This is a genomic window from Candidatus Eremiobacteraceae bacterium, assembly GCA_035314825.1.
Classification (GTDB): domain Bacteria; phylum Vulcanimicrobiota; class Vulcanimicrobiia; order Eremiobacterales; family Eremiobacteraceae; genus JAFAHD01.
The window spans coordinates 1-22,500 of the sequence record DATFYX010000082.1 but is presented as its reverse complement, the minus strand read 5'-3'; the positions used below and the strand labels follow the sequence as shown (position 1 = coordinate 22,500).

Here is a 22,500-nt window from a genome sequence, read left to right as displayed (position 1 = left end):
CGCCGCTGCTCCGCCGATGCCCGCATCGATCTCGTCGAGCACGACGACCGGATGCGGGTCCACCTTCGCGAAGGCGAGCTTGAGTGCGAGCAGCAGCCGGGCGAGTTCTCCACCTGAGGCCGATCTTGCTATCGGGCGCTGCGGCTCTTTGGGATTGAGCGCCGCGACGAACTCGATGCGGTCCGCGCCGGTTGATGCGATTTCGGCCGCCGGCTCGATCGAGCACGCGAATGTCGCCCCGCGCATGTTGAGCCGCTGCAGCTCGCTCTCGACACGTGTTGCCAGGCGGCTTGCCGCGGCCTTCCGTTGTTTGGTGAGTTCCGCGCCGGCCTCACCTAGTTTGGCTTCCCGTTCAGCTCTTGCGCCTTCGAGACGTCGCATTTCACCTTCGCGATTCTCGAGCTTGCCGGCCGCAGCTTCGAAGCGCGCGCGCGCTGCCACCGCATCCTCGAGCGTTGGTCCGTATTTCTTCAACACGCGCTCCAGTAGCGCCAGCCGGTTCTCGACCTCATCGACCTGCGCCGGGTCGAAGGCGCCTTCTTCGCGCAAAGCGGCCAACGCGAAGCTCAGATCCTGTGCGCTGCTCTGCAAGCCTTTGGCCTGATCGCTGAAGTCGCGCAGCGATAACGCATAACCGGACACGCCACCGAGCGCAACTGCCGCGCGGCCGAGTTGCGTCGTCGCCCCGCGGTCGGCGTCGTCAATCGCCTCGATCGCCGTCTCGACAGCCTGCGCGATCTTCGCGGCGTGGGCCAGCATCGTGCGCCGTTCTCGCAGCGCGTCTAACTCGCCCGGCTCCAACTTCGCTTCACGGATTTCTTGGGCCGCGAAGCGCGCATCCTCGAGCGCGCGCAGCGATTGGTCACCCGACGTGCGCAGCTCTTCGAGCTCGCGCGCGAGGGCTCGCACCTCGGTCACGAGCGCGGCAACGTCCGCCCGTTTGGCAAGGGCTGCTTCGCCCGCATAGGCATCGAGCAGTTCGAGGTGTTGCGCCGGCTGAAGCAGTCGCTGATGCTCGTGTTGTCCGACGACGTCGAGCACGATGTCCGCGAGCTCGCGCAGCTGGCCGGCGGTCACCGGTTTGCCGTTCACGCGTGCGGATGATCGGCCGTTGGCCGAATACTCGCGACTGAGCACCAGCGCGTCGTCGTCGGCCTCGAGCCCGTTGTCACGCAACCATGTTAGTGCCGGACCATCCGCGTGCAGCTCGGCAAACACCGTCGCTTTGTCGGCGCCCGCGCGCACGACGTCGGGGCCCGCTCGCTCGCCGAACACGAAGCCCAATGCGTCGATGACCATCGACTTGCCGCCGCCGGTCTCGCCGGTGAACGCGTTGAGACCCGGCTTGAGCTCGACCGACGTGCGGTCGATGAGCCCAAAACCCTGCACGGTCAGCGAACGAAGCATCTACTCGAGCGAGCGTTTGATCGAAACGCCCCAATGCAATTTGCGCTCGAGCATCGCGAAGAAATGACGCTCGTCCAGGCGCACGAACTTCACCTTACGTGCGGCACGCACGATCTCGACGACCGAGTCAGGCGGCACATCGGCCTCGAGCTTGCCGTCGACATACAGATTTGCGCCGCGCTCGTCCTTGGGCACCGAGATGCGGATCGTCTCAGCGGCGCTCACGACCAGCGGGCGCGAGAACAACGTGTGCGGATTGATCGGAGCGATGCCGAACGCGTCCAGTCCAGGCGCCATGATGGGACCGCCGGCGGACAGGAAGTACGCGGTCGAGCCGGTGGGGCTAGCGATCACGATGCCGTCTGCCGGGATGTCGGCGACCTGTTGGCCGCTGATCCAGATGCCGAGCGACATAAGGTTGCCGTGATGGCTGCGATCCAAATAGATATCGTTGAGCGCGAAGAAATGCTGTTCGGAGCCGAGCAGGCGAGCATCCAACGCTGTGCGCGCCTCGGTCTCAAACCCGTCGCGCAGCAGCCGCGGCAGCACGTGCTCGAAGTCCGTGCGCTCGATCTGCGTCAAGAAGCCCATGCGTCCGAAATCGACGCCGATGATCGGCACGTCGAACGATGCCGCGAGGTGGGCCGCGCGCAGCAGCGTGCCGTCGCCGCCGAGCGAGATGAGCAGGTCCGCCGACATCGGAAAGGTCGCGGTGCCGGCGCCATTGAGATGGAGGGAATCCGCTTGCTTTTCCGCCAGCAGCAGCTTGACGCCGGACTGCGCCGCCAAGCCGGCCACCTTCTTCGCCGCGGCAACGGCCTCAGGCCGCTGCGTGTCCACGTAGAGCGCGAGGTTGGAGACCTTCAGATGCTCGCCGGCCTTCATTTCTCGAGCGTTTCGTGGGCCTTTCGGACAACCCCCGCCACGTCCAAAGAGCGCGTCTCTCCATCGAGCTGCGCGCCGAGCAAGAATTCGATGTTGCCCGCCGGCCCCAAGAGCGGTGAATAGGTCAATGCGACCGGCGCCAGGCCGCACGAAGCAAAAGCCGTCGCCACGGCTTCGATGGCTTGCGTGTGGCCCTGCGGATCGCGCACGACGCCCCCGCGCATCACCCACTCTCGACCCGCTTCGAATTGCGGTTTGACGAGCACGACGCAACGGGACTCCGATTCGAGCATCGCCGCCATCGCCGGTGCGAGCTTGGCGAGCGAGATGAACGAGACGTCGGCGCACGCGAATTGAAACGGTCCCCCCAGCTGCTCGGCCGTCGCATGCCGGAAGTTGCAGCGCTCGAAGAGCCGAACGCGAGGGTCGTTGCGCAGCGACCAGGCGATCTGGCCGTAGCCGACATCGACCGCCGTCACGGCGGCTGCGCCGCGTTGCAGCATGCAGTCGGTGAACCCGCCGGTGGACGCGCCGACGTCGAGACATCGCAGACCGGCGGGAGACCAGCCGAACTCGTCAAGCGCGCGCTCGAGTTTCGCCCCGCCGCGGCTGACGTAGCGCGCATCGTCTTCGACGTCGAGCACCGCATCGGTCGACACGAGCTCACCGGCTTTGAGACGCGGCTCGCCATCGATGCGTACCCGGCCCTCGACGATCAACGCCTGGGCGCGAGTGCGCGACGTGCCGAGTTTCTCGGCCACCGCGACGTCGAGCCGGCGCCGCTTCACGCGCCCCTCACGTCAGACGAGCTCGGCTTTGTCCGCGGCTAGCGCTTCCTTCACTTCCACTTCGGCTTCCGTCAAGAGCGTGCGGCAGCGCTTGGCCAGCGCGTTGCCTTCCTTATATAAGGAGAGCGCCTGCGCGAGCGGCAGGTTGCCGTCGTCCAGCTTCTCGACGATCGCTTCGAGGCGCGCGAGCGCGACCTCGAACGACGGGCCCTCATCGGGCTTAGTCTTCTTCTTCGAGGTCGAGTCGCCCATCGCGCTCCTCCTTGCCCGTGACCTGCGCCTCCAAGGCGCCGGCCTTGAGCAGAACGTCTATCGGCTGGCCGACCGCGGTGCGCCGCGCGTCGGTGACGACATGGCCTTTGTCGTCGAACACGATCGCGTAGCCCCGCGCCAGCGTCCGGTATGGTCCAAGCGCTCGCAGCCCGGCCGCTGCACCCGCCAGCCTGCCCCGGCGCTCTTCTTGCGCGCGCGCGAACGTTTGGCGCAACGACGTCTGCGCATCGCGCGTCCGGCGGCGCAGATCTTCGAGGATGCGGCGCGGATCGCTGCGCCGCAACGCTGCGCAGAGCTCATCCACCCGCTGCGTCGACGAAGCGAGCGCCGCGCGTACCCGGCGCGTGAGGCGGACCGCAAGGTCGTCGAGACGTTCGAGAAGTTTCGCCCGCTCGCCGGCGACGAGGACGGCGGCTGCCGTCGGCGTCGCGACGCGCCGGTCTGCGACGAAGTCTGCGATCGTGACGTCGCCTTCGTGGCCGACCGCGCTGATGACCGGCCGTGCACAGGCGACGATCGCGCGCGCGACGACTTCGGTGTTGAAGGCCCACAGATCCTCAAGCGACCCACCGCCTCGCGCGATGACGACGGCGTCGACGTCGAGCCGCCCAGCGCGGCGGATCGCGCTTGCCAGCGCCGGCGCAGCGGCCTCGCCCTGCACGGGCGCGTGCACCAGCGTGATACTGACATGCGCGCCGCGGCTGCGCGCCGTCGTGACGAAATCGTGCAGCGCCATGCCGTCGCGGCTCGTGACGATCGCGATCTTCGTGACGAACGCGGGGATCGGGCGCTTGCGCGCTTCGTCGAACAGCCCCTCCGCGAGCAGCTTCGCTTTGAGCTGCTCGAACAATCTGAAGAGACGGCCTCGCCCGACCGGCACGGCTTCGAGCACGCTCAACTGGTATTGGCTTCGTTTGCCGTACGAGCGCACGTCGGCGAGCACTTCAAGCGCCGCGCCGTCAACGCACACATCCGCGATATACGATGAAGCCTGGCTCGTCGCCCAGCACACGCACCGCACGACCGCGTATTGATCCTTGAGATCGAAATACATATGGCCGCTGGCTGCCGCGAAGTGCGCGCCCGAAACCTCGCCGGTCACGCGCACGGGAAATGGGAACGCCTCGAACAGCGCGCCTTCGACCGCTCGCGAGAATTGCGAGACGGTCAGCGCGGCTGGGCTAGGGAGAAGTGGTAGGTTGAGCACTCGGATCGACCGGTGGAGCGCTGGCAGCGGGAGCCGGTGAACCGGCAGGGCCCGGCGCCGGCCCGTTATCCTGCGCACCGACGTTTTGCGGCGACGCGACCGGCTTGGGGACCGCGCACGTCGCAAGCGGCGCCGTGCCCGGCAAGAAATATTCTTCGCGGCCTCCCACTCCCGCCGGCGCGCGGTAATTGCCGCCGGCGCACAGACGGATCTGTTCGACGTCGGGCGGCTGGACGAAATCCTCGACTTTCACGCCGACGAGCGCTTGTTTCATGAAGCGCGCCCACGTGCGCGCGGGGACATTGCCGCCGTAGGACTCGACCATCGGCGTGTAATCGTCGTTGCCGACCCACACGGCGGCCGTGAGCTGCGGAACGAAGCCGACGAACCATGCATCGCGGAAGCTCGACGTCGTACCCGTCTTGCCTGCCGCCGGCCGGCCGATAATCGCGTTCGGATAGCCGGTGCCCTCTTGGATGACGCTTTCCATCAACGTCGTCATGATGTACGCCGCGCCGGACGACATCGCGACGCTGCGCTTGGGATACCGCTCGTCGAGCACGACCGTGCCGTAGCGATCGGTGACGTAGCGGATAGCTGTCGGCGGCGTATAGATCCCGCCAGCCGCGATCGTCGAGTAACCCGACACCATGTCGAGCGGCGAGACGACCGCCGTGCCCAGCGCGAGCGACAGGTCGGCTTCAAGATCCTCGGTGATGCCCATCGCGTGGGCGTATTGGACGACGTTGTCGATGCCGACGTCGTAGGCGAGTTTGACCGCGACGACGTTGCGCGAAAGCGCGAACGCCTTGCGCAGCGTCATCGGTCCGAGGAAGCGATGATCGTCGTCGCTCGGGCTATACTCCGTGCCGTCGCCCGCCGGATAGGTCACGGGCGAGTCCGAGTAGATCGAGCTGACCGGCGTGCCGCGGTCGACCGCGGTGGAATACACGTAGCCCTTGAACGATGAGCCCGGCTGGCGGCGCGCCTGCCATGCGCGATTGAACTGGTTCTTGGCCGAAAAGCCGATGCCGCCGACCATCGCCAACACCTCGCCGGTGCGCGGATCTTCGGCGACCAACGCGCCCTCGTGCATGCCGTAGCCTTCTTTGCGGCCCTGCTCGACCAGCTCGGTGACAGCTTTTTGCGCGACGTCCTGCATGTGCGGCACCAGCGTCGTGTAGACGGTCAGGCCGCCGTGCAACATCTGATCGGTGCCCAAGTTCTTCTCGAGCTGCGCGATCACGTAGGTGGTGAAGTACGGATACTTATATGCTTCCACGCCCGGCGGTGCGACCGCGGCGTAGCGCAGCTGCGTGGCCGAGGCCTCATCGGCTTGCGCCTGCGTGATCTCGCCCAGCGAGACCATGCGATCGAGCACGCGGCGCTGGCGCTCCTTCGCGGCGGTCTCGTCCACATATGGCGAATACAGCGACGGCGCTGCGACCACGCCGGCGAGCATCGCCGCCTCGGGCAGCGTGAGTTTAGAGGCATCCTTGCCGAAATACGCCTGGCTGGCAGCCTGCACGCCGTACGCGCCGGCGCCGAAGTAGATCAGATTGAGGTAGCGTTCGAGGATCTCGTCTTTGGTGTAATAGCGCTCGAGCTCGATGGCCAGCAGCGCCTCTTGGACCTTGCGCGCGATCGTGCGGTTGCGGTTGAGGAAAAGCGTGCGCGCGAGCTGCTGCGTGATCGTGCTGGCGCCTTGGATCTGCTCGTGCTTGAAATCGGCGACGGCAGCGCGCACGATGCTGCGCACGTCGACGCCGCGATGTTCGTAGAAACGCTCGTCCTCGCTGGCGACGATCGCCTCTTTCATCTCCGGCGAGATGCCGGTGATCGGCACGTAGATCCGGTTCTTGTCGTACAAGCGTGCCAGCACCGTGCCGTCGCGGGCGAGGATACGCGTCGTCGTGGTGGCCGAATCGACTTCCGAGAGCCGGTCCACGTCCGGCAAGTTCTGTCCGAACGCGCTGACGACTGCGATCGCCCCGGCGACGACAGCCAGCAAGACGACCAGCGTGACGCACACCAGGATGAAGGCCGCAATGCGCAGGCGGCGCGCGGCGCGCGGTTTCACGCGCTAAAGCCCGCGGGCGGCGTCTTGGCGAGCGTATCGAGCACGCCGTTCACGAACTCGCCGCTGCGCTCGGTCGACAGGCGCCGTGCGAGCTCGACCGCGTGGTTGATGACCTCGCTCGTCTGCGCCTGCGGATGGTAGCGCAGCTCGTAGGCCGCAAGACAGAGCACGAGCCGGTCGATGCCGGAGAGCCGCTCGATCGTCCAGCGCTGCAGCAGCGGCGCGATCTGCGCCTGCAGCTCTTCTTTATGCGCGAGCGTGCCGCGGACCAGTTCTTCGACCAGCGCCCAGTCGGTTGGGCGCGGCGTGTCGGCGCGCCGGTCGACGGCCGGCATCACCGGTTCGTAGGGGTCTTCGTCCGCCGCCTCGTCGCCGCGCGCGAACACGCCGATGCCCTCGCGCGCCTGGACGAGCGCCTCGTCGAGCGGCGCCGTGCCGATGTCGACCGCGTACAGCACTTCGAGCGCGATGCGATGTTCGCGACGTTGTTTGGCCACGCGTTATCCGCCCACGGCGGCTGGCTGCAACAGATATTCGCGCAGCCAGGTGACGTACGTGTGGCCGGCCTCGAACGGCTCCGAGGCGAGGATCCGCTCGTGCAGCGCGACGGTCGTCGCCACGCCATGGATCTCGGTCTCGTCGAGGGCGCGGCGCATGCGCGCGATCGCGCTTGGCCGGTCGCGATCGACCGCGATGATCTTGGCCAGCATCGAATCGTAAAAGGGCGGCACTTCCGCGCCCGAATAGATGTGGGTGTCGACGCGGATGCCCGGTCCCCCCGGCAGCAAGACGGTGCCGAGCTTGCCGGAGACCGGACGGAAACCATTGTCGACGTCTTCGGCGTTGATGCGGCATTCGATCGCGTGTCCGCGCGGCCGCACGTCTTCTTGTCTGACGGTCAAACGCTCACCCGATGCGATGCGCACCTGCCAGCGCACGAGATCGATGCCGTACACCGATTCGGTCACCGGATGCTCGACTTGGATGCGCGTGTTCATCTCCATGAAATAGAACTGGTTGTCCGGCGCGACGAGGAATTCGAGCGTGCCCGCGTTGGCGTAGTCGGCCGCGCGCGCCGCTTTGACGGCGGCGGCGCACAATTGTGCGCGCACTTCGGGATCGAGATTAGGCGCGGGCGACTCCTCCAACAGCTTCTGATGGCCGGGCTTTTGGATCGAGCAGTCGCGCTCGCCCACGTGGATCACGTGGCCGAATTCGTCTGCGAGCACCTGGACCTCGATATGGCGCGGATGTTCGAGCAGCTTTTCGATGTACACGCGCCCGTCCGCGAATGCAGCCTGCGCCTCGCCGCGCGCGGCCGCAAGCCCGGCGCCAAGATCGGTCTCGCGCCCGACGATGCGCATGCCCTTGCCGCCGCCGCCCGCCGTCGCCTTGATCAGCACCGGGTAGCCGGCCTCCGCGCAAAAACGCTTCGCTTGCTCGTCCGTTTCGATGATGCCCGATCCCGGCACGACCGGCACGCCGGCCTCCTGCATGCGCCGCTTGGCGGATGCTTTGTCGCCCATCAGCGCGATTGCGGCCGCAGGCGGGCCGATGAACTTGAAACCGTGCGACGCGCAGATCTCCGCGAACCCGGCGTTCTCGGACAAGAAACCGTAGCCTGGATGGATCGCGTCGACGCCGGTGATCTCCGCAGCCGAGATGATATTGGGGACGTTGAGATACGAGCGCGCCGCGGGCGGCGGTCCGACGCAAAACGCCTCGTCGGCGAGACGCACGTGCAGCGCGTCGCGCTCGGCGTCGGAAAAGATCGCCACAGTGCGCACGCCCAGCTCGCGGCAGGCGCGGATGACGCGCACGGCGATCTCTCCGCGGTTGGCGATAAGGACCTTATCGAACACTAAAGCTCCGATGCATGGGCGGTGCGGTGGCTCGGCGCGAAGCGGCTACAGCCGAGGCGGCTCGAGCGGCTCGAGGATTGGCTCGGGCGCTTTGGGCGCTTCCGCCCGATCGACGACGAACAGCGGCTCGCCGAAATCGACGGCTTGTCCGTCCTCGGCGACTTGGGCGATCAGCACGCACGGCCCGCCGCTGCGGACCGGATGCTTGAGCTTGAGCGCTTCGATGTAGCCGAGCACGGTGGCCTCACCCACGCGCTCGCCCGCTGACGACGCACCGGCGACCGGCGAGAAGATGCCCACGACATCGGCGCTGATGACGTCGTATTGATGGCCGGATTCGACAGTCGGCATGAGGTGCTGCTTGGAGCCGCGCAACAGCGCTTTGGCCACCGCAGGGGCGCGCTCGGGCGCCGGCGCGTCGACCGCTTTGACCAGCCGGATCGAACCTTCGCTCGTGCGCACGCGCAGCTCGGCCAACGGCGTCGACGCGAACGCCTTGGCCAGCGGAGCGACGCGTTCGCTCACAAAACGCGAGAACGACGCATCGGTGGAACCGTTGCCGTCAATGTTTTCTGGCATCGGAACGGTGTTTCTCCGCCCGCGGGAGAGCCGCCTTGCCGCGGTTCGCGCGCGCCAGCTCGACTTCAGGCGTCGCGCCGCCCAGCAATCCCGGTTTGCGCACGCGGATGGCGGCGCTCGCGATGCGCCGGTCTGTGAACAGCGCCTCAAGGCAGGCGGCGCCAAGCGTTTCTAGCAGCGCGAACGAGCGGCTCGACACTACCCGCGCGCACGTCTCGAAGGCGGCGGCGTAGTCGACCGTCTTGCGCAGGTCATCCGACTTGGCGGCGGGCGACAGATCGACGGCGAGCTCGAGGTCGACGTCGACCGGCTGGGGCCGATCGCGTTCTCCGGTGGAGGCGCCGACGCGCGCCTGGAGCCGCATGCCCAAGATGCGGATCGTGTCAGGCATCGCTCTTGGCTGCGCCGCGGCAGATCGCATCGGCGACCTGCGCCACGGCCACCATCGCCTCGACGTCGTGCACGCGGATGATGTCGGCGCCGGCCGCGATCGCCAGCGCGACCGATGCGGCGGTGCCGAAGGCGCGCTGCTCCACCGGCAGCCCCGTGATCTTGCCGATGAACGACTTGCGCGACGTGCCCACGAGCAGCGGGTAGGGCAAACGCCGGCGGAAGTCGGCGAGCCGGCGCAAGATCTCGACGTTGTGTTCGGCCGTCTTGCCGAATCCGATGCCGGGATCGACGATGATATGCGCGGGCGGCACGCCGGCGGCGAGCACGTCGCACGCCGCGCGCTCGAGCGATGCGATGACCTCGTCGACGACGTCACCCGCATAGTCCGCGCTCGCGCGGTTGTGCATGACCACCAGTGGAACGCCCTTGGCCGCAGCCGCTTCTGCGATTCCCGGATGCGCGCCCCAGACGCAGTTGATCAGGTCGGCTCCGAGCTCGACGGCGCGCGCGGCGACCGCGGGCTTGAAGGTGTCGATCGAGATAGGGATGTCGAGCGCACTACGCAGCGCGGCGATCATCGGCAACACCCGTGCGCTTTCTTCTTCTTCCGACACCGGCACGTGGCCGGGGCGCGTCGACTCGCCCCCGACGTCGATGATGTCGGCACCGGCGCGCTCCATCGCGTGCGCGCGCACGAGCGCCGCGTCCACGTCGCCGGCGACGCCGTCGCCTGAGAACGAGTCTGGCGTCACGTTGATGATACCCATGACGAAGGTGCGCGAGCCCCACGCAAACGTGCGGCCCCGCAACGTCAGTTTCGGTCGAATAGATTCGACCGCTCCGGCCTTCCTAGACTCGGGCATGGCCGTGAGCGCCGGCGTCCTCGAGGAACCAATCGCGCAGCGCGCCCACGAGGAACGTCGAGCCGGTGATGACGACCAGATCGTTCGAACCGGCGATGCGGCGCGCGACCGAGAGCGCTTCGACCGGCTCTTCGACGGCGCGGGCGGTCGAGCCGGCCAACGCGGCGATGTTGCTCAGGTTATGCGGCTGGGCCGCCGAGCGATGCGAGACGTCGAACGTCGTGAAGATGAACTGCGCCGGCAGCTGCGACCATGCCTCGATCATCGCGCTCGCATCCTTGCTCTCGGAGATAGCGACCACGAAGACGAAGCGCCGATCGGGGAAATGCCTGAGCAACGCGCCGGCGAGCGCTGACGCTTTCTCGCGGTTGTGCGCGACGTCGAACAACAGGGAAGGGCGCGACGGATAGAACTCCATCCGCCCGGGGAGCGCGAGATCCGCCAGGCCCGCCGCGACGTCGGCGGGCGTCACGGGAAAGCGCCGTTGCAGGTCTTCGAGCGCGAGCACCGCGGTCGCCGCGTTGAGCAGCTGGAACTCGCCCATGAGCGGCATCGTGATGTCGTAGCGCTGCTGCGGCGTCGTGATCGAGAACGACTGTGAGTACGCGATCTCGCCGGGGCGCGATTCGATCGCCGCCAGTTCCTGCACCCGGCGCAGCGGCGAGTGCATCCGCTCTGCAGCGTCGCGGATGATGCGCAGCGCGTCCGGATGATCGGCGGCGGTGACGACGGGCGTGGAGGCTTTGATGATGCCCGCTTTGTCGCGCGCGATGGCCTCGACGGTGTCGCCCAGCACATCGGTGTGGTCGAGGCTGACATTGGTCAGCGCGCTGACCAGCGGAGACAGGACGTTGGTGCCGTCGAGCGTGCCGCCGATCCCCACTTCGACGACTGCGATGTCGACGTGCTCCAGCGCGAAAAAGCGGAACGCGAGCGCGACCAGGATTTCGAAGTACGACGGCGCGCCCCACGGCCCGCGCTCCATCTCATCGAAGGCGGGCAGCATGCTTTCCATGACGTCGGCAAAGCGCGCCTCATCGATCGGCGCGTTGTCGATGCGCGCGCGCTCGGTGACCGAACGCAGGTGGGGCTTGGTGTGCAAGCCGACCTTGAAGCCCGCCGCGGTGAGCACCGAGGCGATCATCGATGCGGTGGAGCCTTTGCCGGCCGTGCCGCCGACGTGCACGCTGGCGAACGCGCGCTCGGGGTTGCCCAAGAGGTCGAGCAATGCGCGCATGCGATCGAGCCGGCCGGGATGGCGGCGCGAGAGGCTCTCGTTCTGTGCGGTCGTCAGGATGCGCTGGGCGGTCGAGAAGTCCATCACGTCCCTTGCGGCTGCGGGTGTTCGCCGGCCGCTCCGGTGAGCAGATCGAGCGCGTGCGGCAGCACATCTGCTATCGCCGACAACGTTTCGCGGGCGCCGTTCGGACTTCCCGGCAGATTGACGATCAGCGTCGCGTTGCGCACCGCCGCGATCGCGCGCGACAGCATCGCCGTTCTGACTCTAGGCAGACTCGCCGCCCGCATCGCTTCGGCGACGCCCGGCACTTCGTAGTCTGCGATCGCGCGCGTGGCTTGCGGCGTGACGTCGCGTGGGCCCAGACCGGTGCCGCCACTGGTCAGTACGAGATCAGCGACGCCTGCGCACAGCTCGCGCAACAGCGACTCGATCTGCGCGCGGTCATCGGGGATGATGCGCTCGAACACGACGCGGAACGGCTGCGGCAGGGCGTCGCGCATGGCGTCGATACAGCGGTCCTGGCGCTCGCCCGAAGCCGCTTTGTCCGAGAGCACGACCAGCGCGACCCGCCGGTTCATCGGCGCCCCCGCTTGAACGTGCCGCTTCGCCCGCCGCTCTTCTCGAGCAGGCGCAGGCCCTCGATCGACATCGCGCGGTCGGCTGCTTTGCACATGTCGTAGATCGTCAGCGCCGCGACCGCCGCGCCGGCAAGCGCTTCCATCTCGACGCCGGTCGCACCGGTGGAGGCGGTCTCGCAGCGGATGCGCACGCTGCCCGGCGCGCGCAGCTCGAAGTTCACCGCGACGTGCGTGAGCGAGATCGGATGGCACAACGGTATCAGATCAGAGGTGCGCTTTGCGGCGCTGATGCCGGCGATCTGGGCGGTGGTCAGCGCATCGCCTTTGGCGATCGAGCCGGCGCGCAGCGCGCGCAGGGCGCGTGCCGACATCCGGACGGTCGCTTCGGCCACGGCGCGCCGTTGGGTGAGCGGCTTGGAACCGACGTCGACCATGCGCACCGATCCGTCCGGCGCGACGTGTGTGAGCGAAATGGCGGGAACTGTGGAGCGGCGCGCGGTCATGTGCAGCGATGTTCGACGGGGCCAAGAAAGAGTCCCCGAGCGTGAACCCGGGGACTCGATCGAGCGACACGTCCTGATCTTGCGCTACTCCGAGCAGTTGCCCGTCAGCTGGTATTTGATCGAGACGTGGTTGTTGGGCTTGTTGGACTCTGTCACCACGGTGCCGCTGTCGAGGTCGAGCGAGAGCTGGTGCACGCCGCCCGGCAGGTACGCCTGCGTCTGGACTGCGCGTGAGGCACCGGCGGCCAGCGGCGCGAACGGGCCGTTGACGCTGACGATCGACACGCCGTCCACCTTGATGGTGTTCTTGAACGGTGGCGCGGCGATCGCCAAGCCCTGGTTCTTGAATTCATACCAGATGTTGAACGCGCAGCGGCCGTTGGAGTGCAGGAACGCGTCCGCATCGGTGAGCGTCAACCCCACGCCCCACGTCGTGTTGGGAACCGGCGTGTGAGCGGGATTGCCGATGCGCAACGGCGGCAGGGGCACCAGGTCCGGGAGATCCTTGCACGGCGCACCGGTGACGGTACGGCACGGCGTCGGCTTTGGCGTAGGCTCGCACGGCGGACCGGCCGGATTGGGCCTGCAGGGCGTGGGTGTGGCGTTCGGATTGTGCGTGGGTCCGCAACCGGCGACGGTGGGCGGACACGGTGTGGGTTGGCACGGGATGCCGGCCGCGGTCGGCTTGCAGGGCGTGGGTGTGGCGTTCGGGTTGCGCGTCGGCGGCGGCGTGCATCGCACGCCGACCGGGCACGGCGTCGGCGTCGCGTTCGGATTCACGCCCGCGCAGCGCACGGTGAACTCGGCGCGGTTCGAGCGGGCGACGATGTTGGCGCCAGTGGCATCGCGGACGAGGATTTGAACCCAGTATGCACCGCTCGCGCTCGGCGTGCGTGCATCGTGGACAGCGTAGGTGTGCGTCGCATCGAACGTGGCAGTCATCAAGAAGCTGTCGATGCCGTCGCTGTTCAGCATCGAGTACTTGGTCGAGTTGACGAAGTCAGGGGAATTGACGATCTTGCCGTTGAGATGGATGGTCGCCGGGCACGGGCCGGCATAGCTGGCTGGCGACGCGGCGAGCGAGGCCGAGAACGTGGGAGCGGCCAGCGCGGGCGCCGCAAAGGCGCACGCGAAGGCCAAATACGTGATGGCGAGCGCCGATACGAATCTTCTCACGACGAAGAGCCTCCTTCATGGACGCGAGAGATATCTGCAGTGCTGACCGTATAACGCCAACTTTCAACTCTCAGTTCCACAGTCCCGTCAGGCGGAGTCCCCGGCACGCTTGACCGGCGCTCACGTGCGGCGCACACGCCTTCCTAGCTCGAGTCGAGCTGGAACGTATAGATAACGCGATACAGGTCCGCCGCGGGTCTTCCGTCGGCGGGCGGACATGCATAGGTGCTTGCGCGCGCCGCGCTCAGCGCCGCATTGTCGAGCAACGCGTTTCCCGAAGACTCGCCGACATGCGCCGAAACCACTTGACCATCCGGACCGATCGCCACGATGATCGACACCGTGCCCTCGACGCCGGCACCGCGCAGCGAATCCGAGTAATCGGGCACCACCCTGTGCAGCATCCGGCACGGCGCGAAATCCTGGCTTGGCCGCGCGGTCGCAGGCGCCGCCGTGGCCGGCTGGTCGATGCCTGGACTTGCAAGAGGCGAGGCCCCTGGTCCGGGCGACCCGGCGCCGATGTGCGGCGGCGCGATCGAGTGGAAGGGCCCGGGCGTTTCGCGCGGGTTCGAGGAGGTGAGCGGCTGGGGCGATGGGCGGGCGTGTGCAGGGGCAGGTGTCGGCGTCGGCCGCGGCGTCGGCGTCGGCGCTTGCGTCGGTCTTGGAGAAGTGTCGATGACGATCGGTTGGGGCGTCTGCGTGTCGGCATGTACCGGATGCAGCCGGAACCATGGCGTCAGCGCGCCGCCGAGCAAGAAGTGCGCCAGCGCCGACAAGACGATGAAGGCAAGCGACAGAATCACGATCGCTTTGCGTTCGCGCTTGGAGTACTGCGGTAGGGAGTCGGGCACGCGAGCAGTAGGAGCCATTTCGGCCTCCATGCTCCCGCCCGCTCATAGTATAATACGGCGCGCTGCGGCGCGCAATCCGTCACAAGGCCAGCCGGCCTAGACCGCGGCCTGCCCTCTGGCCAGCAGCAGAACGATCATGGCAGCCCCGAACACCCAGCAATAGATCGCGAACGGTGTCAGGCGATGCTGGTCGACGTAGCGCATGAAGAAGCGGATGGCGAAGATGCCCGAGATGAGCGCTGCCGCGAAGCCGGCCGCGATGATGAGCGTCGGTTCGGGGGCGGCCGATGCAGAGACGAAGCCGTGCAAGGCCGCTCCCGGGTGCGGGTGCACGATGCGTCGCAGTTCGAACAGGCTTGCGCCCAAGATCGCCGGACCGGCCAGCAAGAACGAGAACCGCGCGGCTTGCTCGCGCGATAAGCCGGCAAGCAAGCCGGCGGCGATCGAAAAACCGGAGCGCGATCCGCCCGGCACCAGGCCCGCGATCTGGCTGAGCCCGATCCAAAACGCGTTGCCCCAAGACAGCTGCTCGGCGTCGGCTTTCCCCTGCGGCAAGCGCTCGACGACGAAGAGCACGAGTCCGGTGATCATGAGGCCGACGGCCGCCACGAGCGGCCGCCCGTACAGCGGGTCGAGCCGCTTCTCAAGCAGATAGCCGATGACAGCCAACGGCAGCGTTCCCACGATGACCAGCAGCGCGAGCCGTTCGTTCGGCTTGCTCCAGCGATCGCCAAAGCCCGTGATCGCTCCGCTGAGGATCTCCCAGAAATCGCGCGCGAAGTAGATGAGCACGGCGAGAAACGTGCCGAGGTGCAGCATGGCGACGAACGGCAGGCTGGGCGGCGTCCATCCGAACAGCGTCGAGATGAGCAGCGTGTGCGCCGTGCTGCTGATAGGAAAAAGCTCGGCGACACCTTGGATGACGCCGAGCACGATGGCCTGGAAGAGGCTCACTTATTCGATCTGGAAGACGTAGTCGATCAGGTAGTCGCTCTCAAAGGACGCCGGCTTGAACGTGCTCGCGCGCGCCGCTTTGAGCGCGGCATTGTCGAGCAGCGCGTTGCCGGACGACTGGTAGATCTTCGCGCCGAGCAGCGCGCCGCTGGGCGCGATGGTGACGATCACGACCGCAGTGCCCTGGATGCCTTGCTCCTTGGCCAGCTCGGGGTAATCGAGCGGCGCCTTGAACTTGAAGTCCGAATCGGCCACGCCCACCGGGCCTGCGGGCCTCGGGTTCGCGGTCGGCGCCGACGTGGGGGGCGCGGAGGGTACGCCGTTCTCATTGCCGTGCGGCGCCGGGGTGTACGCCACTTCAGCCGGGCCGGTGCCACCCTCGCTGTGCGTCTTGATGACGTTCATCTTGAGCCGCGCCGGCGGCGGGGTGTTCTTCAACGGCGGCGGCGTCGGCGTGGCTGGCGGCGTCGGGGTGGGCTTTGGGGTCGGTTTGGGCGTCGGCGGCGGCTTGATCAGGGTCTGCACGGTGACTTTTTGCGGCGGCGGAGTCGCCTCTTCTTTGAATTGCGGGAAGAAATGCTCGCCGGCCGCGCCCATGATGAAGTGGCCCACAGCCGACAAGATGATGAAGCCTGCTGAAAGGTAGATCAGCGCATAGCGGTCGCGCTTGGTGAACAGCGCCGGCGTGGTGCGCGCCTTCGGCGGCGCGCTGGGGGTCGTGGCCAAGCTACTGGTGTCCTTTCTGCCCGTCGGATCGATTACGGATTGTTCTGAACCGCGTTATCCGCCGCACCGTGCACCTTGTTCGCCAGACCGAACTGGTTGAAACCGGCGGTCTTCGCGGCGTCCATTACCCGCAACACCGTTCCGTAGTGGACTGTCGGAGCAGCCTTGATGATGATGTCGGTCTGCGTCTGGTTGAACTGGTCGAAGTACGTCTTGAAGCGATCGTAGATCTTCTTCTCGTCGTCACCGGTGGTCCACACGGTCTCGGCGCCGACCTGGATGGTGTCGCACTCTTTCCCTCCGCTCGAGGGGCACTTGTCTCCGGCCTGCTCGTGGCCGATGATCACCGTGATCGGCGAGTTGGTGACTTTGAGCTTGTTGATCGCCTCCGGGACCGGCGGCGGCTTCAACAGCGAGGTCAAGATCATGAAGATGATGAGCAAGACCAGCAGCACGTCCGTGAACGGCGTGATGTTGATCGTGGACATCACATCTTCTTCCGGGTTGGATCCTACCATCGACATGGCGAATGCGTCCTTACTGCGTCACGAAGCCGACGTCGTCGTCGTTGGCCAAGCGTGCGGCGTCGAGGATTTTGATGATCGTATTGTAGCTGGCGGCTGAGTCGGCGACCAGCGAGATATGCGTGAGATAGCCGCGGTTCGCGTTCTCTTTGTGGAACTTGACCGCGGCGGCCATGTCGTCATACAGCCTCGCGTCGCTGGTCTGCTTCCCGTCGATGAAGACGCGGTTGTTGGCGGACACCTCGACGTCGATCTGATGCTTCAACTGGCTCTGGTTGATCTTGGTGGGCGCGTCGCTCTTCTTCGGCAATTCCTTTTGGAAGCCGGGAGGAGCGGCCAGCGCCGCCAGGATCATGAAGATGATGAGCAGCACGAGCAGCACGTCGGTGAACGGCGTGATGTTGATCTCCGCCATCACCTCGGTGTTTTGTGCAGTGGATGTCAGTCCCATAATGCTTGCTTTCGCCTCGTGAGTCGCTGGCGCCGCCCGCGTGGTTCACACGCGCTAGGCCCCTCAGGCGGCTCGCGCGTCGCAAACCGCCTGGCTTCCTCGAGTGCTGGCCTTTCTGCTTAGGCTCCGCCTGACGGCCCTGAAGGCCGCGGCGCCGGCGCCGGCGCCTTGCCGCCCGTCGCGCGCGGGTTGTACAGCTCGGTCGGGATCGGCGAACCGGTGTTGTGGAAGTGCAGCATCTCGGCCAGCTTGTTGGCCGCGACGATCATCTCCTGATTGTACGCCTTGATGCGCGACTTGAAGTAGTTGAAGAACACCACGGCGACGACGGCGACCAACAGGCCGGCCGCGGTCGTGACCAAGGCTTCCGAGACGCCCGCCGCGACAACGGCCGGCGTCGAGTTGCCTTTGAGCGCGATGTCCTGGAAGGCCCGGATGATGCCGAGCACCGTGCCGAACAGACCGACGAACGGCGCGATGACGGCCACCGTGCCGATGATCGACAGGTTTGCTTCGAGCGCGTTGAGCTGCTCGAGCAGGCCGATCGAGAGCGCGTCACTGATGTCGGCGCGGCTCTTCTCATGCCGATACAGTCCGAACTGCAGGATCTTCGGCAACATGCCATGATAGCGGTCGCACACAGCGATCGCGCCGTTCATGTCATCGCGCGCCACGCGGTCGCCGATCTCCTTGAGGAGCTGCGTCGGATCCGTGTGCTGGCGCGAGAAGAAGAAGAATCTCTCAAACACGATGCCGATCGAGATGATCGACATGACCAGCAGGATCCACATGGCGAATCCGCCGACGTTGAGGAAGTTATAGAACGCTACTAATGGGTTTTCCATGAATGCAATTCCCCTATAGGCTAGAGATCGGCCCCAGGAAAGGCCTCCGAGGCTGCGCGCGAGGTACCCTAAAATGCAGAAGGCGGGCGGTGGCCCGGCCGTCGTCGGGTTGTCCGGTTATACGAGACGCGTCATCGTTCCTACCGCATTCCCGGCCGGCTTCCGCAGGCCGGGAACGAACGAGTGTGTGCCGATGAAAAACGCCTTCCGCATTCATGCTAACTCGCATCTAATCGTGCTAGTGGCCGGGCTGGTTGATCATCTCTCCGCGCGGCGCTGAGTAGCCCGCGAGGTCTGCGCCGTTGAGCTCTTTGTAACGTGCGTTGACGGCCGCCATGCCGTCGGCGTTGTTCTGTGCTTTGTACAGGTCGAATGCTCGGTGGAGCGCGGTGTTCGCCTGGTCCTTCTTGTTCTGGCGCGCAAGCGCGACCCCTAGGTCGTACCAGCCGCTGGCGAAGTTGGGGTCGGCTGTCGTGGCAGCGGTCGCGTACTTGATGGCATCCGGCGTCGGATCGGTGCCCTTGTTCGGCAGACCTAGCAGAATGGCGGCGATGGTGGCGTTGTAGACCGCCGTATTGGCAGGCGCCACCGCGACGGCGTTTGCCAGCGCGGTCTGGGTCGTGGTCAGGTCGCCCTGGGCGGCTGCGATCTGCGCGGAGCCGAAGAGGGCGTTGCCGTTGTGCGGGTCGATGGCCAGCGCCTTGTCGTACGCGGCCTTGGCCTTGACGTAGTCCTTCTTCTGCACGTAGATGTCGCCGATATCGACTTGCACCTGCGGCTCGTTGGGCGAGACCTGGGCCAGCTGGTTCAGCGGCCCGAGTGCCGCGTCGAGTTTGCCCTTGCGGATGTAGTAGCTGGCCAGCGCCTGATATGCGACGGGGCTGGCCGGTGAGATCTTCTCGGCCTGGTTGATCGACGCGATGCCGTCGTTCTCTTGGCCCAGGTCGAGCTGCGAGACGCCCAGATCCGCGTAGATGCGCGCTGTGACGTTGACCGATTTTTTGTCGTCGAGCTGCAGCGCTTGCTTGAAGGAAGCGATAGCGGCCTGATTGTCGCCGGTGCCTTGCTGCGCTTCGCCCAACTCGATCTGGTATTGCGTCTGCGTCGGATCGAGCTTGGCCGCCTTTTGCGCATACGGAAGCGCATCACCGGACTTTTGGTTTTCGAGCAGCACGAAGGCGTACTCGCCGTAGGCGCTGGCGGCGTTGCGCGCGTCGGACGCCTCCGGATGGGGCGTGAGCGCGAGGAACGAGTCGTAGGCTTCTGCCGCCTGCTTGTAGCGATCGTCCTTCTTGTTCTGCAAGCCGTCGCTATAGTACGCGAACCCGAGCAGCGAGAAGAACCCGGCGTTCTTGGGATCGAGCTGCGTGCCTTTGACGAGCACGTCCTCAGCCTGCGCGTAGTCGTGCTTGTTGATCAGCACGATCGCGAGGCCGCGCCGGGCCGCCTCATCGTTCGGATTGGCGGCGAGCTTGGCGTCGTACGCGCTGGTGCTGCCCTCGTCTTGCGCGAGTCCTTGCAGCGTGAACTTGTACGTGATGTCGAAATAGGCCAGCGTCGGTTTGCCGTTGCTGTACGCGGGCTTGTACGTCGACTGCTTCACCGCTGAGATCACAGCGTCGTCGAGGTCCTTATGGCCCGATGATTTGAAGATCGCGAAACTGGTGGCCTTGCCGTCGGCCTGGACGAGCACCTTGACTTTGACTTCGCCGGTCTCGCCGCCGGAGCGCGCGCTGTCGGGATACTGCGGCTTCACCTGGTTTGTGAAGCTGGGCGGCACATAGCCCGTCGCGTCTGCGTGCGCGATCGCGGCGGAACCGAGAATGGCGGTCGCGCCGAGCACGGCGACGACAAGGCTGCGATGCAGTTGGCGCATGGGTCTCCTTCTGACGCGTGAAATCGCGGGCGTCGATGCCCTGCGTTACGAATTGCGGGTAGCGGCTCTTCTGCTTCGTATTCCCATAATCCGCCGTCGGGCAGCGGCCGCGGCGGCGAAATACGCTTCGATTTTGCCGAAATCTCCGCTTTCGAGCGCACGCCTGAACGCGCGCACCGTGTCTTCGAGGGCCCGCAACGCTCGGGCGGTGCTGCGGGCGTTGGCTCGCAACGGCGCTTCCCATACGGAAAACGGCGATTGCGCCAGACGCGTTGCGCTATCGAATCCAGGGCCCGAGACCCAGTTCGCCGCTCGACCGCCCGCGCGCTTGGCTGCTAGGGCCAGCGCGAGCGACGCGACCTGCGGCAGCGCGCTTGTCGCCGCGACGATCCGGTCGTGGTCGGACGGTTTGAGCCTTACCGGCACCGCGCCGAGCAAGCGGGCGAACGATTGCGCGCGCCGCGAGGCGGCTGCCCGATTTTTCTGCGGGGGCGCGTACAGCGCGAATGGCCGGCCGCCAAACATTTCAGGGTTCGCACCTTGCGGACCCGACGACTCCGCGCCGGCGAGAGGATGGCCCGCGACGAACTGCCGCTCCCCCGCAGTCAACCGCAGTGCCGGCGCCGCCGCCGCGACCACCGGCGCCAGCAGCGGACCTACTTCTATAATGAAGGCGCGCGTTTGAGTCTGGGCCAGAACCTGAGGAACGAGACGCACGATCGCCTCGAGGGGGGCGGCGAGGACAACGGTGTCAACCTCCCGCAGGGCGGCCTCAAGGGTCGGCGCGACGCGGTCGAGCGCCCCTTTGCGGCGGGCTGCAGCAGCGCGACCGCGCGCCGGGTCCCAGCCGGCGATCTTCACCTGCTTGAGGCGGCGCCGCAACGCCAGCCCGATCGATGTGCCGATGAGCCCCGTGCCGACGATGAGGATGTTGGAGCGTTCGAATCCTTGGGAGGGTTGCTTGTCGCTCACACCGTCGCAGCGACGTCTGACGCGACCGGCCGGCCGACGGCTCGTGCCACGGCGCGCACGCCATCCATCATGGCTGCGAATTTCTCGAAGGTCAACGATTCGAATCCGTCCTTGAGCGCTTCGGCGGGATTCGGATGCACTTCGATCATCAGGCCGTCCGCACCGGCAGCAAGGCCCGCGCGCGCCATGGGCGCCACCAGTTCCCAGCGGCCTGTTCCATGGCTTGGATCGACGATCACCGGCAGGTGTGTGAGCTGCTTGAGCAGCGGCACCGCGTTCAGATCGAGCGTGTTGCGCGTGGCCGGCTCGAACGTACGGATGCCGCGTTCGCACAGCATGACGTCGTGGTTGCCGCCTGCGAAGATGTATTCGGCCGCGAGCAGCCACTCTTCGATCGTCGCGGACAGGCCGCGTTTGAGCATCACCGGTTTGCGCGCCTTGGCGACCTCTTTGAGCAGATTGAAGTTCTGCATGTTGCGCGCGCCGACTTGCAGTATGTCCGCATAGGTCTCGACCATCGCCACGTCGCGCGGGTCGAGCACTTCGGTGATCACCGGCAGCCCCGTCTCCTCGCGCGCCGCGGCGAGGATCTCAAGCCCTTCCTTGCCCATGCCTTGGAATGAATACGGCGAGGTGCTGGGCTTGTACGCGCCGCCGCGCAGCAGCGTCGCACCGGAGGCCTTGACGGCGTGCGCGGTCTGCAGCAACATGTCGCGGCCTTCGACGGTGCATGGGCCGGCGATGACGTGCACCGCGTTGCCGCCGATCTCGACGCCGTTGCGCAATCGGATGATGGTGTCGCTTTGCGCGCCCTCGCGGCTGACCAGCTTGTAGGACTTGCTGATCGGCACGACGCGCTCGACCCACGGGATCCCCGCCAGTTGCGCGGCGAGCATCTCTTTGTTGTCGCGCACGCCGAGCACGCCGACGATGACGCGTTCGACGCCTTTGGAGACGTTGACGCCATAGCCCATGGCGGTGATCTTCTCGACCACTTCTTGCGCCTGGGCGTCGGTCGCGCCGCGCCTGATGATGACGATCATATATCCCTTAAAACGTCGAGCCCGCCGTCTGCGGATTGTCCTCGCCTGTCAAATCCGGCCGCAGCGCCGTCGCGCCCTCTAGATAGATGTGCTTCACTGCCGCCTGCGTCGCATCGGTATTCACGAGCATGAGGATGCGGATGCAGCGCCCCAGCCGGCCGGGCACTCCCATCTCGTGGCCGCACAGCAGCGGCACTTTGTTCCAGCCCAACGCGCGCGCCGCAGCCGCCGGGAATTCCGCGTCAAGATCGGTCGTCGTCGTGAAGAACACCGCGGCGATGTCCGGCGCCTCCACGCGATTTGCTTCGATCATCGCGCTGAGCAGCCGCTCGGACGCCGAAACGATCGCAGCCGGCGAGTTCTCGGCGGCGGTGATGGCGCCGCGGATACCCCGGACTGCCATGTGCGGACTTCATTCTGTGAG

The 22,500-nt window shown here is 66.4% G+C and carries 25 protein-coding genes (1 of these 25 only partly in view); all 25 read right to left on the bottom strand.

Features of this window, described 5'->3' with window-relative positions; translation table 11 throughout:
* Positions 1 to 1,407 carry the 5' portion of a DNA repair protein RecN gene (gene recN, locus VKF82_11910; protein HME82761.1) on the bottom strand. Its footprint begins 267 nt before the window's first position, so 1,407 of the gene's 1,674 nt are visible here — the first part of the coding sequence; its start codon is at positions 1,405 to 1,407; the stop codon falls past the left edge of the window.
* The gene (locus VKF82_11905; protein ID HME82760.1) at positions 1,408 to 2,292 is read right to left on the bottom strand and encodes an NAD(+)/NADH kinase; all 885 of its coding nucleotides are present in this window, start codon (positions 2,290 to 2,292) and stop codon (positions 1,408 to 1,410) included. It lies immediately after the preceding gene.
* Positions 2,289 to 3,080 carry a TlyA family RNA methyltransferase gene (locus tag VKF82_11900; GenBank protein HME82759.1) on the bottom strand — a complete coding sequence of 264 codons (792 nt, stop codon included), beginning with the start codon at positions 3,078 to 3,080 and terminating at the stop codon, positions 2,289 to 2,291. Before VKF82_11900 ends, VKF82_11905 begins: the two co-directional genes overlap by 4 nt.
* A 12-nt stretch (positions 3,081 to 3,092) precedes the next feature.
* Positions 3,093 to 3,332: an exodeoxyribonuclease VII small subunit gene (gene xseB, locus VKF82_11895; GenBank protein ID HME82758.1), complete on the bottom strand. Its 240-nt coding sequence runs from the start codon at positions 3,330 to 3,332 to the stop codon at positions 3,093 to 3,095.
* Complete coding sequence (xseA, locus tag VKF82_11890; protein ID HME82757.1) at positions 3,301 to 4,560, bottom strand: exodeoxyribonuclease VII large subunit; 1,260 nt, start codon at positions 4,558 to 4,560, stop codon at positions 3,301 to 3,303. The genes xseB and xseA overlap by 32 nt, the downstream gene beginning before the upstream one ends.
* On the bottom strand, positions 4,535 to 6,640 hold the full coding sequence (locus VKF82_11885) for a PBP1A family penicillin-binding protein (protein HME82756.1): 2,106 nt from the start codon (positions 6,638 to 6,640) through the stop codon (positions 4,535 to 4,537). Before VKF82_11885 ends, xseA begins: the two co-directional genes overlap by 26 nt.
* The gene (gene nusB / locus VKF82_11880) at positions 6,637 to 7,137 is read right to left on the bottom strand and encodes a transcription antitermination factor NusB (protein ID HME82755.1); all 501 of its coding nucleotides are present in this window, start codon (positions 7,135 to 7,137) and stop codon (positions 6,637 to 6,639) included. The genes VKF82_11885 and nusB overlap by 4 nt, the downstream gene beginning before the upstream one ends.
* 3 nt (positions 7,138 to 7,140) lie before the next feature.
* Positions 7,141 to 8,502 (bottom strand): acetyl-CoA carboxylase biotin carboxylase subunit, encoded by a 1,362-nt coding sequence (gene accC, locus VKF82_11875; GenBank protein HME82754.1) that lies wholly within the window; start codon positions 8,500 to 8,502, stop codon positions 7,141 to 7,143.
* A 45-nt stretch (positions 8,503 to 8,547) separates the two neighbouring features.
* The gene (locus VKF82_11870; protein HME82753.1) at positions 8,548 to 9,081 is read right to left on the bottom strand and encodes a hypothetical protein; all 534 of its coding nucleotides are present in this window, start codon (positions 9,079 to 9,081) and stop codon (positions 8,548 to 8,550) included.
* Entirely contained in the window at positions 9,065 to 9,472 is a 408-nt protein-coding gene (gene folB, locus VKF82_11865) for a dihydroneopterin aldolase (protein ID HME82752.1), read from the bottom strand. The genes VKF82_11870 and folB overlap by 17 nt, the downstream gene beginning before the upstream one ends.
* Positions 9,465 to 10,337 (bottom strand): dihydropteroate synthase, encoded by an 873-nt coding sequence (gene folP, locus VKF82_11860; GenBank protein HME82751.1) that lies wholly within the window; start codon positions 10,335 to 10,337, stop codon positions 9,465 to 9,467. Before folP ends, folB begins: the two co-directional genes overlap by 8 nt.
* Positions 10,324 to 11,658 (bottom strand): folylpolyglutamate synthase/dihydrofolate synthase family protein, encoded by a 1,335-nt coding sequence (locus VKF82_11855; protein HME82750.1) that lies wholly within the window; start codon positions 11,656 to 11,658, stop codon positions 10,324 to 10,326. Before VKF82_11855 ends, folP begins: the two co-directional genes overlap by 14 nt.
* Positions 11,658 to 12,155 (bottom strand): MogA/MoaB family molybdenum cofactor biosynthesis protein, encoded by a 498-nt coding sequence (locus VKF82_11850; GenBank protein HME82749.1) that lies wholly within the window; start codon positions 12,153 to 12,155, stop codon positions 11,658 to 11,660. Before VKF82_11850 ends, VKF82_11855 begins: the two co-directional genes overlap by 1 nt.
* On the bottom strand, positions 12,152 to 12,658 hold the full coding sequence (moaC, locus tag VKF82_11845; GenBank protein ID HME82748.1) for a cyclic pyranopterin monophosphate synthase MoaC: 507 nt from the start codon (positions 12,656 to 12,658) through the stop codon (positions 12,152 to 12,154). Before moaC ends, VKF82_11850 begins: the two co-directional genes overlap by 4 nt.
* Before the next feature lie 84 nt (positions 12,659 to 12,742).
* On the bottom strand, positions 12,743 to 13,834 hold the full coding sequence (locus tag VKF82_11840; protein HME82747.1) for a hypothetical protein: 1,092 nt from the start codon (positions 13,832 to 13,834) through the stop codon (positions 12,743 to 12,745).
* Positions 13,835 to 13,977: 143 nt separating this feature from the next.
* Positions 13,978 to 14,703: an energy transducer TonB gene (locus tag VKF82_11835; GenBank protein HME82746.1), complete on the bottom strand. Its 726-nt coding sequence runs from the start codon at positions 14,701 to 14,703 to the stop codon at positions 13,978 to 13,980.
* A gap of 78 nt (positions 14,704 to 14,781) precedes the next feature.
* A complete protein-coding gene (locus VKF82_11830; GenBank protein HME82745.1) occupies positions 14,782 to 15,639 on the bottom strand; it encodes an undecaprenyl-diphosphate phosphatase in 858 nt (285 codons plus the stop codon).
* Positions 15,640 to 16,365, bottom strand: coding sequence for a TonB family protein (locus VKF82_11825; GenBank protein HME82744.1), 726 nt, complete (start codon positions 16,363 to 16,365; stop codon positions 15,640 to 15,642).
* A gap of 32 nt (positions 16,366 to 16,397) precedes the next feature.
* Entirely contained in the window at positions 16,398 to 16,889 is a 492-nt protein-coding gene (locus VKF82_11820) for a biopolymer transporter ExbD (protein ID HME82743.1), read from the bottom strand.
* A gap of 13 nt (positions 16,890 to 16,902) precedes the next feature.
* Positions 16,903 to 17,340, bottom strand: a complete 438-nt coding sequence (locus tag VKF82_11815) for a biopolymer transporter ExbD (GenBank protein ID HME82742.1) — start codon at positions 17,338 to 17,340, stop codon at positions 16,903 to 16,905.
* Positions 17,341 to 17,459: 119 nt separating this feature from the next.
* On the bottom strand, positions 17,460 to 18,185 hold the full coding sequence (locus tag VKF82_11810) for a MotA/TolQ/ExbB proton channel family protein (protein ID HME82741.1): 726 nt from the start codon (positions 18,183 to 18,185) through the stop codon (positions 17,460 to 17,462).
* A 238-nt stretch (positions 18,186 to 18,423) separates the two neighbouring features.
* Positions 18,424 to 20,061, bottom strand: coding sequence for a TonB family protein (locus VKF82_11805; GenBank protein HME82740.1), 1,638 nt, complete (start codon positions 20,059 to 20,061; stop codon positions 18,424 to 18,426).
* A gap of 45 nt (positions 20,062 to 20,106) precedes the next feature.
* Positions 20,107 to 21,033 carry a prephenate dehydrogenase/arogenate dehydrogenase family protein gene (locus VKF82_11800; GenBank protein HME82739.1) on the bottom strand — a complete coding sequence of 309 codons (927 nt, stop codon included), beginning with the start codon at positions 21,031 to 21,033 and terminating at the stop codon, positions 20,107 to 20,109.
* The gene (aroF, locus tag VKF82_11795; protein ID HME82738.1) at positions 21,030 to 22,076 is read right to left on the bottom strand and encodes a 3-deoxy-7-phosphoheptulonate synthase; all 1,047 of its coding nucleotides are present in this window, start codon (positions 22,074 to 22,076) and stop codon (positions 21,030 to 21,032) included. Before aroF ends, VKF82_11800 begins: the two co-directional genes overlap by 4 nt.
* A gap of 7 nt (positions 22,077 to 22,083) precedes the next feature.
* Entirely contained in the window at positions 22,084 to 22,479 is a 396-nt protein-coding gene (aroH, locus tag VKF82_11790) for a chorismate mutase (protein HME82737.1), read from the bottom strand.
* Positions 22,480 to 22,500: the final 21 nt, after the last annotated feature.

What these genes read in the sequence shown, in the direction of transcription:
- moaC (HME82748.1), bottom strand. Translation starts at nt 12,658, where the DNA reads ATGACCGCGCGCCGCTCCACAGTTCCCGCCATTTCGCTCACACACGTC.
- VKF82_11810 (HME82741.1), bottom strand. Translation starts at nt 18,185, where the DNA reads ATGGAAAACCCATTAGTAGCGTTCTATAACTTCCTCAACGTCGGCGGA.
- aroF (HME82738.1), bottom strand. Translation starts at nt 22,076, where the DNA reads ATGATCGTCATCATCAGGCGCGGCGCGACCGACGCCCAGGCGCAAGAA.
- VKF82_11905 (HME82760.1), bottom strand. Translation starts at nt 2,292, where the DNA reads ATGAAGGCCGGCGAGCATCTGAAGGTCTCCAACCTCGCGCTCTACGTG.
- VKF82_11850 (HME82749.1), bottom strand. Translation starts at nt 12,155, where the DNA reads ATGAACCGGCGGGTCGCGCTGGTCGTGCTCTCGGACAAAGCGGCTTCG.
- VKF82_11870 (HME82753.1), bottom strand. Translation starts at nt 9,081, where the DNA reads ATGCCAGAAAACATTGACGGCAACGGTTCCACCGATGCGTCGTTCTCG.
- VKF82_11815 (HME82742.1), bottom strand. Translation starts at nt 17,340, where the DNA reads ATGGGACTGACATCCACTGCACAAAACACCGAGGTGATGGCGGAGATC.
- VKF82_11805 (HME82740.1), bottom strand. Translation starts at nt 20,061, where the DNA reads ATGCGCCAACTGCATCGCAGCCTTGTCGTCGCCGTGCTCGGCGCGACC.
- VKF82_11855 (HME82750.1), bottom strand. Translation starts at nt 11,658, where the DNA reads ATGGACTTCTCGACCGCCCAGCGCATCCTGACGACCGCACAGAACGAG.
- folB (HME82752.1), bottom strand. Translation starts at nt 9,472, where the DNA reads ATGCCTGACACGATCCGCATCTTGGGCATGCGGCTCCAGGCGCGCGTC.
- folP (HME82751.1), bottom strand. Translation starts at nt 10,337, where the DNA reads ATGCCCGAGTCTAGGAAGGCCGGAGCGGTCGAATCTATTCGACCGAAA.
- VKF82_11820 (HME82743.1), bottom strand. Translation starts at nt 16,889, where the DNA reads ATGTCGATGGTAGGATCCAACCCGGAAGAAGATGTGATGTCCACGATC.
- aroH (HME82737.1), bottom strand. Translation starts at nt 22,479, where the DNA reads ATGGCAGTCCGGGGTATCCGCGGCGCCATCACCGCCGCCGAGAACTCG.
- xseB (HME82758.1), bottom strand. Translation starts at nt 3,332, where the DNA reads ATGGGCGACTCGACCTCGAAGAAGAAGACTAAGCCCGATGAGGGCCCG.
- VKF82_11835 (HME82746.1), bottom strand. Translation starts at nt 14,703, where the DNA reads ATGGCTCCTACTGCTCGCGTGCCCGACTCCCTACCGCAGTACTCCAAG.